This is a genomic window from Aquiflexum gelatinilyticum (assembly GCF_024741135.1).
Classification (GTDB): Bacteria; Bacteroidota; Bacteroidia; order Cytophagales; family Cyclobacteriaceae; genus Cognataquiflexum; species Cognataquiflexum gelatinilyticum.
Genome location: NZ_JANSUY010000019.1, coordinates 58,864 through 71,443, shown reverse-complemented (window position 1 = coordinate 71,443; position 12,580 = coordinate 58,864). Strand labels below are relative to the sequence as shown.

10 protein-coding genes are annotated in these 12,580 nt (G+C 42.1%); 4 read left to right on the top strand and 6 right to left on the bottom strand.

What is annotated here, in order from left to right:
* Window positions 1-65: 65 nt before the first annotated feature.
* Window positions 66-653: a hypothetical protein gene (locus NU887_RS17285; protein WP_258424635.1), complete on the bottom strand. Its 588-nt coding sequence runs from the start codon at window positions 651-653 to the stop codon at window positions 66-68.
* Window positions 654-1,338: 685 nt separating this feature from the next.
* On the opposite strand from NU887_RS17285, the gene NU887_RS17280 reads away from it, so the two are divergent.
* A complete protein-coding gene (locus tag NU887_RS17280) occupies window positions 1,339-1,500 on the top strand; it encodes a hypothetical protein (protein WP_258424634.1) in 162 nt (53 codons plus the stop codon).
* Window positions 1,501-1,658: 158 nt separating this feature from the next.
* Here NU887_RS17280 and NU887_RS17275 read toward each other — a convergent pair whose 3' ends face one another.
* Window positions 1,659-2,129, bottom strand: coding sequence for a hypothetical protein (locus NU887_RS17275; RefSeq protein ID WP_258424633.1), 471 nt, complete (start codon window positions 2,127-2,129; stop codon window positions 1,659-1,661).
* A 400-nt stretch (window positions 2,130-2,529) separates the two neighbouring features.
* Between NU887_RS17275 and NU887_RS17270 the strand changes: the two genes are divergently transcribed.
* Window positions 2,530-3,690 carry a baeRF7 domain-containing protein gene (locus NU887_RS17270; protein ID WP_258424632.1) on the top strand — a complete coding sequence of 387 codons (1,161 nt, stop codon included), beginning with the start codon at window positions 2,530-2,532 and terminating at the stop codon, window positions 3,688-3,690.
* Window positions 3,691-3,888: 198 nt separating this feature from the next.
* The gene (locus NU887_RS17265) at window positions 3,889-5,109 is read left to right on the top strand and encodes a DUF5692 family protein (RefSeq protein WP_258424631.1); all 1,221 of its coding nucleotides are present in this window, start codon (window positions 3,889-3,891) and stop codon (window positions 5,107-5,109) included.
* Window positions 5,110-5,244: 135 nt separating this feature from the next.
* On the opposite strand, the gene NU887_RS17260 is transcribed toward NU887_RS17265, so the two are convergent.
* The 4 genes from NU887_RS17260 to NU887_RS17245 form a co-directional block, all read right to left on the bottom strand.
* Window positions 5,245-6,483, bottom strand: coding sequence for an outer membrane protein assembly factor (locus tag NU887_RS17260; RefSeq protein ID WP_258424630.1), 1,239 nt, complete (start codon window positions 6,481-6,483; stop codon window positions 5,245-5,247).
* A gap of 129 nt (window positions 6,484-6,612) precedes the next feature.
* The gene (locus NU887_RS17255; protein WP_258424629.1) at window positions 6,613-7,881 is read right to left on the bottom strand and encodes a DUF5692 family protein; all 1,269 of its coding nucleotides are present in this window, start codon (window positions 7,879-7,881) and stop codon (window positions 6,613-6,615) included.
* 509 nt (window positions 7,882-8,390) lie between these two features.
* The gene (locus NU887_RS17250; RefSeq protein WP_258424628.1) at window positions 8,391-9,287 is read right to left on the bottom strand and encodes a helix-turn-helix domain-containing protein; all 897 of its coding nucleotides are present in this window, start codon (window positions 9,285-9,287) and stop codon (window positions 8,391-8,393) included.
* Between the two features lie 377 nt (window positions 9,288-9,664).
* The gene (locus tag NU887_RS17245; RefSeq protein WP_258424627.1) at window positions 9,665-10,531 is read right to left on the bottom strand and encodes a hypothetical protein; all 867 of its coding nucleotides are present in this window, start codon (window positions 10,529-10,531) and stop codon (window positions 9,665-9,667) included.
* A 270-nt stretch (window positions 10,532-10,801) separates the two neighbouring features.
* On the opposite strand from NU887_RS17245, the gene NU887_RS17240 reads away from it, so the two are divergent.
* The gene (locus NU887_RS17240) at window positions 10,802-12,499 is read left to right on the top strand and encodes a sulfatase family protein (RefSeq protein WP_258424698.1); all 1,698 of its coding nucleotides are present in this window, start codon (window positions 10,802-10,804) and stop codon (window positions 12,497-12,499) included.
* The last annotated feature ends 81 nt before the right edge of the window (window positions 12,500-12,580 follow it).

The following is a 12,580-nucleotide window of genomic DNA, read 5'->3' as shown; positions in this document are numbered from 1 at the left end:
TGCGGCAAGAGGTAAGCCAACATTTGAGGGGGTTGGCTTACTTCAAACCTTTGGGTTCTAAATTATCAATCTTTTTTGATGTCTCGGATCAATTTGGCTACATCAATTTTATCACCCGGCCGGATAGAATCATCCACGGTGAGCAGCACCACTTTTTTTGAACCCATTTTATAGTAAATCTTCTGGCCCATTTTGAGGGAAACGCCACTGTTGGACATGGGGGACAGGTTTGGGTTCATTACATCAGGAATGATCAACGGGATTGATTTGAGTGAAGAATTGTGTAGTGTAAAATTCACTGTAGGGGCATTTTCGGGATTATAGGTATCAGGCTTCTTCTTTACAAAATCAATGGAAAGACTCATGTTTTTCAAGGAATTATTCCTGAGCTTGAGAATGTGGTTTTCGTCTACAGAGACGGTTGCATTCCCGTATCCGCCAAGGCCAAACCCCTTTACTTGCTTGTTGGTGATTGGGTTAATGACCGAAACATCAATAGGCGTTCCTGAGGAGTTGCTCAGGTTGACATCATAAGTAGCAAATTCCGGATAAGTGAGTTCTACGGACTTCATAGAGCCGATTTCAATTTTTTCGTTTTTTACCATCAATACGGTAGCAAAAAGCATAGATGTGAGGAGCGTGAGTGTTTTCATTTTTCTTTCGTGTTTAAGTTTTTTGACACACCTGTGTCTGATTTGATGTCCAAAGAAAACCCATACATTTTCACCAATCGCCTTAAAATATGTTTTGAGACCTCAAATGGAATATTTTGAGGTCTCAAATAATTTGAGACCTAACAAGGAGAAGGTCCAAAAGTTGGCAAAAGGAAGAAATTTCTCACTCAGGTTATAATTAAAATATTGTGGTCACACAAAGTAAAATCCCAATCAGCGAAGCTTCACCTCTTTAAAAAAATCGAGAGTACATTTGACAAAGCGAGAGTCTACTTTAAGATGTTGGTTTACCATCTGACCCCGTCTGAGAGTAGTTTATACAATTGATTTAGGACTGGGTGGGATTTGAAATCCCGGATCTGAAAGGTTAAACACCGGACTTCAGCCCCACAGAATAAATAATCCAATTTTCTTCCATACCTCTAAAATGCCATTCCCAAGAACCGGGAGATAGGTATATTTCATCGCTCAGGGGTACTTCCCAAGTGGAGGGGGGTACTTCGGAAGTACCCCCCTCCACTTCATAGGCGAACTAACTCACCTTTTTACCTACACAGTTTACCTTTTTACACAACTCACTGAGCTCGGAGGTGAACTCACTGACCTTTTAGCACAAGTCACTGAGCTCGGAGGTGAACTCACTGAGCTTTTTGCTCAACTCACTGTGCTCGGAGGTAAACTTACTGACCTTTTTGCACAACTCACTGTGCTCAGAGGTGAATTCACTGAGCATTTTACACAACTCACTGTGCTCGGAGGTGAACTTACTGTGCTTTTTGCTCAACTCACTGTGCTCAGAGGTAAACTCACTGAGCTTTTAGCATAACTGATTCAGTTTGGAGGTAAACTGTTGGTGGTTAGAAGTAGGTAAGGAGTTGGTTTAGGAAACTTGATAGGTTTTTTCCCAATCATTGCCCACAAAAAAACCGGACCATTTCAGGTCCGGTAAAGTCTAAGTTCAAATCAAGGGTTTACTTTTTTAATTTATCCGGTAGGCTTTGGTTTTTTGCCTTGCCCTTCAAACCTCTTACTCAGGTCTTCATAGATGGCTTTTGCATCCGGAGCATTCATTTTTGCGGCTTGCTTCACCGAATTGTAATAACTCAAGGCGCCTTTATAGGCTTCCGATCCTGCAAGCATGGCAGTATCGCTCATGGTGTCATGGATCTGATCTACCATTCTCAATAATGGCATCAAACCCGAAGTTGCATTCCAGTCTTTTTGAAGTTCCCCCAGACTTACAAATGCCGGTAGAAATTCTGAATTGTTGACGGCATAGTCCATGACCTTGTCTACAAATGGACCGGAACCGTCACTCATTTTGGGGATGGATTTGCGCTGCTCGGGTGTAAGCGCAATGACATAAGGTGCCAACAAGCCTTGAATTTGTTGGAGAGCGGCCTTGATAGCCTGGAGATCCGCTTCGGGGATCTCAATGGAGATTCTGTTTTCCATTGATTTGAAAGTTAGAAATGAAACAATATAACTGACTGTACCTTGTACAGCGAATAAAAGATAGTTATCCCTTCAAAAAGAAACAAGGGTTTAGGTAAAAATATTTGTAGGCATTAGTTTAATGTCGTAAAACACCGTAGGAAGGAGGGGTTTTCGGATTTCTAGAATTTGGGATTTATCTTTCGGCTTCCACTTCGACCTATTGACTTATAGAATCGGAATATTGACATAAATTCCGAAAGAAAGCAATGCTGTCATTTATTCAAAATTTGATTTTTTTATAATTTTTCATGGATCAGATAGCATATTATTATCAGCTTTTTGCTAGATTGTTTTATCTTTTACATTCAAATACAGTATCCTGAATTTTAATTTTATCCATCCCTAAACCACAAATCCCATGAAAATTTTTGACAGAGAACAGTTTATTGCCCTTTCCAAAAAATCAGGTTATCCCTTTGTTTCTATCTACACACCGACTTCCCGGTTGAGTACTACTGCTTATAAGGAAGACAAAACCCATTTTAAAAACCAATTGCAGGAGATTAATAGCAGACTCACTTCAGAAAAAGGTTTGGCTTGGAAGGAAGCCGAAAAAATTCTTGCCCCTGCCAATGAACTTTTAGATAACGATGAATTTTGGGAGCACAATTCTGACATGTTGGCTGTTTTCCTTCACGACGGGGAGATGGAGGTTTTTCAATTACCTCTTGAAGTAGCGGAAAGCAGCCATTTTATCGGATCCAAACCGATGCTTCTTCCGATGATTCCTGAGCTTTCGGATGATGGTCACTATTATTTACTGCTATTGAACCTTGACCATATCTACCTCTATGAGGCGACGAGAAACGGGATTCAGGAAATAGATGATGAGGATATTGCCTCTTCCTTTACTGAAGATGAAGAAGGAGCAAGGGGTGATAAAGGTTTTCAGGCAAGGGGTGCGGGGACAGGTTCGCAGTTTCATGGGCATAGCGAAAATTCTGACGAGGAGAGGAAAAAGAGGTTGCTCCAATTTTTTCACAGGGTAAATAACAAATTGGTTCCGGTTCTTAACCGCAACCCTTTGCCATTGTACTTAGCAGGGGTAGAATACCTTGCCCCGATATACAGGGAGGCAAACAGTTACGGATACCTGATGGAGGGCAAGATTACAGGAGCATTCAACCACAATGACATGATGGTTCTCCATGCCAAATCATGGGAAGTTGCGGCACCGTATTTTGAAACAGAAAGACTGGAGAGAAAATCAAGTTTCGGCTCTTACCTCGCCAATGGTCTTGCGGTCAACAATGACAAATTGAAACTGATCAAAGCTGCACTTACAGGTGCGGTGGATACACTTTTGGTAGACAAAGACCACGAGCATTTGTGGGGAACTTATGATGAAAGTGCCCACCAAATTACCCTTTCGGAAACCCAAGAACCGGGAATGCACTGCCTGATCGATGAGGCTGCTGCCAGGGTGATTGATTTCAAAGGCAAGGTCTACCTCGTAGAAACTGACATGATGCCTGATGAAAGCAGCGCCATCGCGGGGATTTTGAGATATCCGCTTTAATGGAATGAAAAAAAGAGTTGCCTCAAATGTGGCAACTCTTTTTCATTTTGATTAAAACATTTTCGAATTGTCAGAAACCCAACCAAATCAAAGGAAGTCATTGCCAAATTTTTACACACAAGGTTCGGTTTTTAAATTTAAATTCTTAATTTAACTGAAATAATATTCTTTAAATTCATCCCTTAACCCACAAATATTATGGTAAATTTCAATTTTGCAAGGAATTCTCTGTCAGTTTTCCTGTTTTCAATGTTTTTACTGGTTGCCGGAATTCCCTTGGCACAGGCACAAAGTCTTCCCGGCGATCATGGCCGATGGATAGGAACTTTGGAAGGTTCGATGGTCGATTCTCAGGGAAGCGGCTTGGTGTATGATTTTCAATTCAAAGAGGACGGTACCGTCGATGTGGAAAAAAGCATGACGGTCCGCAAACTGAAGCAGACCTTCAATTGGTCGATGGAAGGCTCAAACATTGTCCTCTCCGGCGATGCTTCCGGTCCTATCGGAGAACTGTCAGACAGAACCATCACCTACATTGATGACACCCGATACGAGTTCAAGCATGTGGATGGCGAAACAGACGTAGAAATCCGCAAAAGCAAACCCTTTTGGTCTTGGATGCATTTGGTGTTTCTGTTTATTATCCTGATGGTGGGCAATGAAATCTCCAGATATTACAAGGGCGTTTCTTATTTGCTGTATTTCATTCTTCCCATAGTCCTGATCCCACATTGGATGAAGGCCGGATTTGACGGTTGGTTCAGGTGGATCAAACTGTATTCTGCTGTCGCGGGCAGTGTTTTTACGACGATTTTTAGGTTTCATAACATTGATGGAAAAACATGGGCAAAATTTGTGGTCATGTTGATTTTGGCCATCAACATTGCTGAGGCGGTTTTACAGGATTTTTCTCAGCCGGATTTGCCAAACATCATCAATGGCATTGCCGGTGTGTTATGTATGGTGACGATATCAAGATGGAAGGGCGTCAAAAAAGACGAGCAAAAGCCCCATGACATGCTGTGGCCTGGAATGACGACATTTTGGATTTTGGCCTATGATGTATGGAACATTACCTTTGTTTATATTAATTTCCCAAATACCGTTGCATTTTCTTTCATCGTCTTGTTGGCGCCGACAGTAGCTGCCATCTGGATCAAAAAAGGAACCTACCTTCAGGCAAGGGCATTTACTTTGGCAATTTATATGATGTATCTGTTCACTTTCAAAGCCTTTGCGGACAACAGCTTGGGTCTGACTTTTGTGATCCCGATGCCAAGGTCTGAAAACCTGGTATTGATCATGGCTTTGGTTAGCTTGGCCTTCAATGTAGTTTATTTTGTGCTTCATTACAGGTGGAGATTTAAAGGAAAAGCCCCTGCCAATCTTGAAGTGGGGCAAAGCGAATCTGTGCTTTAAAATTTGATATTGATTGATATGGATTCCTACACCATCCACAATCTTTATTTTAAAAGTTTGAGGCTCAAAAAAGCAGGCAATCAAAAAGGCTATCCTGTTCGGGATAGCCTTTTTTGTTGTACTTCAAATTAAATTCTAGAACATTTCATTCAGATTGAGGAAAATGGCTGAAGCGCCGTGAATTCCGCGTCCGTAATCCAATCCGATATTGACCCTGTTTTTTGGACTGATCATGTACCTCAAACCGGCACCGTAACCTGCCTGGAAGTGGCTGAAAAGTTTCACATTGTCTGTCCGGCTGCTGGCAGAAGTGGCATTGACAAAGACCACACCTCCCAATCTGTCTTTTGTCTTTTGCAAAGGAAACCGCCATTCTGCTTCTGTGTAGGTCAGGTCTTCACCCCTGAACCTCCCCATGGTATAAGGCCTTCCTGACCTACCAAACATGTCCCAACCTGTCGCTGGCAAAAACATATAAGGCACTTTGCCTCCTGTCACAAACCATCCATAAGCCCATACTGCAATCAGATTTCTTGGTCTTTCAGGATTGAGGCTGAAATAATCCCGGTATTCCAACCAAAGTTGGCTTGCTCCTTCTGTACTTCCCAAAAATTCGGGATTGAGTCTCAAAGAGGCTAATATCATTTTTCCATCATAAGGATTGGCCACATTGTCCCTGCTGTCCAAAGAGGCATTCAAAGAAACACCGGATTGGGTGTACCCGGCAAGGGGCATATCCTTACCGGTTTGGTATTGGTAATGGTAAGTAAGTCTGGCCGGATCTGCCTCCAAATCCAATTGCTTGTCATCGATATTGGACATGATGTCCAGGTGATATCCCACCCCATAGAAGAACCTGGTGTCTGCATGCCGCCTCAAAGCGGTCTGGTAAAACCTGAAGTGGTCAAAACCCATCATTTCATTTTCAGGTGGACCTTTGACCAGGTCATCTGAAACTTCTCCATCTTCACCTACTACCGTGTGGTACATATAAGAGGCGTCGGTACTCAAGCCATAGGTTGGTTGGCTGTTGAGGTTGTACCTCAGGTCAGTCATCATTAGCCATCTGTCATCCTCCAAAAACATATTTCCCCTTACTTGAAGAAATAACTGGTTTTTTTGGGTGTAAAGAAATGTACCCAAGAAACTCGTCATGCTGGTTGTTTCGGGATTGCCATTGAACCAGTTGAATCCCGGAGCAACCCCATAAACCAAGCCTGTGGTTGGATTTGCTGCTAAGACGGGCATGGGAATAATGGTCACTTTTTTTTCTTTTTTTCCTTCGGGGATGGAATCCATATCCTGGCTGTGGGACAAGGTCCCAAAACCGAAAAGGAATAAAATCAATACTATATTTTTTTGGTTGTTCATCATCAAGGTTATTTAAATTGAATAAACACACAGTCTGCTCCTTAAATCAACGTGTCTAACAAAAAAGGCTACCCTCATCCGGTAGCCTTTTTCTTTAGCGAAATAACAGTTGGAAAAGACTAATTCTCAATATCAGGCCAGTTTGATAAAATGCGGGAAGGTTTTGTTGGTGGCCACTATTGCCTCCTGCTCGGCTAGGGTCAACACCGGCTGACCAAATCCCCATGCTTTTCTCCTGATCATCATTCCAAAATGAACGTAGGCATTGTACACATTGAGACCAAGACTACACATAGCCAAAATGATGATGAAAGTAGGGTCATCCGGAAGCAACACATTGTTTAATGGATGGCTGATCCATTTGGATCCGCTCATGATGTACATCATGTAGGCAGATAAGGTGTAAGCCCTTGCCTGAAGCCATGTGCCCACTTTGTAAAAGGCCGGAATGGTACAGGATAACAGCACGATCAAGCCCATCACTGCATGCTCAGGGATACAGTTACAGATATAACTCCAGTTCCACACGTCATAAGCGATGATCCAAAGCAAGGTCATGTCGGGCCATACCATGTCTTTCCATTTTGAGCTGTCGGCTTTGATGGTCAACCAACCTGACAAAGTGATAATTGAAAGGATTCCGGCAGTACCGTTTAAAAAGTGATAGATGCCTCCAAATCCTGTACCCAATTCAAAATCCCTTAATACTGCTTCCACAATATTGATGGCCAAAATGGCTGCCACTACAAATTTTGCCCATTTGTAATTGTTCAATTTGGTAAACCTGACCAAGGTGAAGAATACCGAACCGGCGAGGGCTGACCATACTTTGGCTACGTGAAACCAGGTATCAACTGCAGTACCTACCGTGGTAATGGGCCAAACATAAATCGTAAGATAAAGTGGGAGAATGACACAAGTAGCCCATACAAACCATTTGGACCACCTACAGAGGTAATTGAAAATCAATAATGCAATCAAAACAGCCGAGGTATGCATGATGGCAGGCCAATTGGAATGCTCCTGCACTTCATAATCAAGTCCGTCTTTGGAAAAAGTGAACAAACCCTCACCTGCTTTGGTCATGGTGACATCATTGAAGTCATCAATGACGCTTGGCGGCCAAATCGGCATGATGGTCAGTTTGTCACCGATCAATTCATACTTCTGTTTTTCCTTGAAATCTTTGTCTTCCGAGTTTTTTTCGGTGACTATGACCGTTCCATCTTTACTGAAGCTAAAAATAAAGACCTGATTATCACTTCGTGTGACCGCATACTTGCCTTCCAAAAACTCCCTTTCTTGGGCAATTAATGGAGAAATAATTCCTCCAAAAAGCAGGAGGGACAGCATTGGCATAAAAAGGATTTTAAGCCAATGAATACTGGTACTTTTTCTCATGTTACTTTTAAATTAAGTTGTGGTTATATGAATGAATAAAAAGATCGCAGCATGAAAGAATTGTTAACAAATTATTAAAATAAGTTCTAATTAATTCTGTCTCAGGTAATTTAAATAATTTTTTAATTTAAAAAAAAACATTTAATGCAAAATTTTGATACATTTTTTCCACAAATAGTCATAATAAAAATTATTAATGTTTATGCCTCTTCTCAAATAGAAAAATTTGATGACTCAAAATCCATTCAAGAAATGAGGTTTAAGTGCCTTATCAAAGTCTTTAAAGAAAGTGAATTCTACCTGCTTTGTTTTTCGGCAATGACCTGAATTCATCACCACAAGTATGGTTTTTCCACGAATTAGAACTTGAATTATCTTGGCATAGCTTTTCAATATTTAGAAAAGCAAATAATGTAGTGGCATATTCTTTTTAGGACCTTGGTTCACCATCTGACTCTTGGTTTGAGGGGGGGTCAAAAGCTTCCGGGGTTGAAAAAACTTATAGGAAATTATCCGGCCCTGAATTTTAACGGACTGGTCTGCAGGTGTTTTTTGAAAAAGTTGTTGAAATGGGTCACTTCAGTAAATCCCAAAGCAAATGCTATTTCTCCCACATTCCATTTGCTGTGTTTGAGCAGGACTTTGGCTTCCTGTATTAGCTTTTCAGCGATCACCTGTGAGGTGGTTTTACCGGTGGTTTCTTTGACAGCGCGGTTGAGGTGGTTGACGTGGACATTGAGGTGCTCAGCAAATTCGGAAGCTGAGCGCAGGTCGATTTGGGGATGGTTGTCCTCGACGGGAAACTGCCTTTCGAGCAATTCCAAAAACATGGCCGATATCCTTTGGGCAGCATTGAATGGCTGTCTGTCCGCCAAGGTATTGGGCTGCAGCTTGAGTCCATAATGGATGAGTTCCAGGATCAGACTTCGGATGCTGTCATACTTGTATTTGTATTCCGAGCTGAAGTCGGTTTCCATTTTCTTAAAAACCGCCTCCACTTCCTCCACCTGTTGGTCGGAAAGTTCAAAGACGTGGTTGCCGGTCGGCTGGAAGATTTCATATTGGCTGATATTGCCAAAGTCATGCATGAAATGTTGGTTGAAGATGCAATATTGGCCTTTCAGGTTCTCATGGTGCTCCCATTTGTATGGGATCAAAGGATTGGAAAATGCCAATGCCTGCTTTTTGACCTCGATGACCTGATCTGCATAGTACACTTCACTTTTGCCCTTCACCAACATGACCTTATAGAAATCCCGTCTCCGGTAAGGTATAGAGGTGGTTTTTCCTTGGGAATAAGGTTCCAACCGGAACATGTTGAAATGCCCGATGTCGTTCCTGATATTCTCAGGAAGCCAATTGAATTTCCTTTTGTAAAATTCTTCTAAACTTTCTGGTTTGTCCATGTTTTTAATGATATATGCTTAAGCGAAATATACTTCGTGAAATAAGCCTTCGACGATATTTGAAAGATATATGCTTAAGCGAAATATATTGATATAAGCCTGCGGCGATATTGAAATGATATTTGCTTCGCGATATATATTGATATATGCCTGCGGCGATATAATTTTTAAGCATCAAGCCTGAGTGGCAGAAATTGAGGCTTAAGTTCCGCAACCTATTTCTACTTTATTTCTATTTATTTCCACCATATTTCTTCTTTGACTCCAACCAATATCAATTAATATCCAGTATCCATCAATATCGATCTCACCCATATATCAATTGTATTTCTACCATATTTCAACCTAGTCAATATCAAATATCCACTAATATCTATTTAAAGTAACGGATTCGACCTTTTGACAAATTCATTGTTGAAGGAATAGATCAGACTGATGTTCCAGATCCAGTTGTCCACTTCAATCTCAGACACTATCACTTTACTGACAATCCCTCCCAAAGATATCGGGAAATTTTTCCTGCCTATGACCATGGATGAACTGGCAAAGAATCCATCTTTTTCATTCATCTTGAGGTAAAACACCTGGGGGCGGGCATTGAAGAAATATTTCTGGGAAATAGGAATATTGGTAAATGAAGGCCCAATGGTCACAAATTGATTGAGTGAATAAGGGACTTTGCCCAAACTTCTCCCTGCGAGGTAGAGAAAACTCAGTTTGGTTTTTGGACTGATGGTGTAGGAGGGCGAGATTTCTGCTGCAAAAAACCTTTGGGTCTTGGTGGTTTCGACCATCTGACCATTGGCATCAGGCTCCATGGTAGTAGTGAAAATAAAGGCAGGATGCGCGCCGACATGCAGGTTAAATTTACCGGACTTGACGATTTTGTACCGCCACCAAAAGACAAAAGACCAAGGCTTACCATCCAATGCGAAACGCAGTTCGGGATCGAAACTCAGCCTTTCGCCGCCCATCGACATTTCGAAAATCGCTGCCGGTCTCCCAAGCGAAAATGCCGGAATGAGAGAAAGTCCGTTGTTGGTCACACTGATATTGCCACGGAAATAGCTTGGTCCTATTCCGGAATTATCCTGAGCAAAAACACCCGTACTTATAAATAGAACAAACACCAAAAGGATCATCGCTTTTCTCAAGGCCAACCTATCAAGACCAAAAATCGAATAGTGTCTTTCCTGTGGTTTTGGCGATGGTTCTTCTCCTATATTTTGGAAATACTGCGTCATTTTCCTGTTTTTGAATGCTTTTTACTTAGTTCGAGTGTACAAAATTACCAAATGAGAAATGGTAATATTAACTTTTTTCAAAGCAAAAATTACGATTTTCAAACAATTGCTGATGGGGAAAATACAGTGGGTTTATTTAAGGATGTTAGGCGACATGATCCATTTGTCCGAAAATCTTTAAAAAACATTCCTTCCATGTAATTGCCGATATGTTCGAAAGCTTTTCAGGAATGTTTTTCTAATTTTAAAAAACCCCAAATACCTGTTATGATGAAGTCACTATTAAAATTAGTCTTGGCATTAATCCCGGTCGCCATGATTGGCTGCAATCCTGCGAAGGAAGAAGAGCAGGCTCCAAAGCGCCCCAACATCATTTTTATCATGTCGGATGACCATGCTTACCAAGCCATATCCGCTTATGATGACCGCCTGATCCAGACTCCCAACATCGACAGGATAGCCAAAATGGGTATGCTTTTTACCAATGCCAGCGTGACAAATTCAATCTGTGCACCAAGTAGGGCCACCATATTGACGGGAAAACATTCCCATCTGAACGGGAAAGTGGACAACCATTTCCATTTCGACACCACCAATGTGACCTTTCCCCAACTCCTTCAGGAATCAGGCTATCAGACAGCGATGTTTGGCAAACTCCATTTTGGAAACAATCCCAAAAGCTTTGACCAGTTCAAAATACTTCCCGGTCAGGGGGCATATTACAATCCGGAATTTATCACCAAAAACGAAGGCAATATCACCGTAGACGGCTATGTGACGGACATCGTGACGGACATGACCTTGGATTGGCTCCAAAATGAACGAAAAGCAGAGCAGCCCTTTATGCTGATGTACCTCCACAAAGCGCCACACAGGTCTTGGCTGATGGCCGAGCGTCATTTGGAGGATTTTACAACGAGGACTTTTCCTGAGCCTGCTACACTTTTTGATGATTATGCAGGCAGGACCTCGCCGGCTGGAGAGGCAGAGATGAATATCCTGAAGCACATGAGTTGGGCGGGAGACAACAAGGTTTTTCCTGAAGTGATGGATGAATTGGGCATACCCGAAATCGGGTTTGACAAAAGCCGCTATGAATATGAGTACAGCCGCTTTACTCCATCCCAAGAAGCCAATTTCATGAAGGCCTATTCCAAAGTCAATGCCGACTTCAAAAAAGCTTATCCCTCCATGACCGATCAGGACAAGATGAAATGGAAATACCAACGGTACATGCAGGATTATCTTGGAACCATCCAGGCTGTCGACGAAAATGTCGGAAGGCTTCTCGATTACCTCGAAGCCAATGACCTGATGGAGAATACCATCATCGTCTATACTTCGGATCAGGGTTTTTATTTGGGGGAGCACGGCTGGTATGACAAGCGATTCATCTACGATGAATCCTTCAAAACCCCGCTTTTGGTGGCTTGGCCGGGACAGGTGAAGGCAGGTACCCGTTCAGATGAACTGGTCCAAAACCTTGATTTTGCCCAGACATTCTTGGAGGCTGCAGGCGTCCAAGAACCGGAGGACATGCAGGGGGAAAGCTTGGTTCCGCTTCTCACAGGACAGCAGGAGAAATGGACAAGGGATGCCGTGTACTACCATTACTACGAATACCCCGCAGAGCACATGGTCAACCGCCATTATGCCATCGTGACCAAGGAATACAAACTGATCCATTACTATTATGTGGAAGACCAATGGGAATTGATCGATCGGAAAAAGGATCCCATGGAGCTCCGCAATGTATACAAAGATCCGGCCTATTCAGAGATCAGGGAAGATCTTCATAAGCGACTAGAAGCACTGAGGACCAAGTACAAGGACAATTCCCAAATCAGTCAAAGCTATATCAACGACCTGATGAAAGATGCCTCAGACGGAAAAGTGTTTGGCGTGACCAAGGAAAAAGTCGAAGCAATTAAGGAAAGAAGGAATAAAATAGAGCAGTCAGGAAAATAATCTTCCTTTGGAAATAAGTGGACGAAATGATGGTAAACTTTTGATTGGTATGACGATTTGAAAAAAATTAGAAAATCTAAA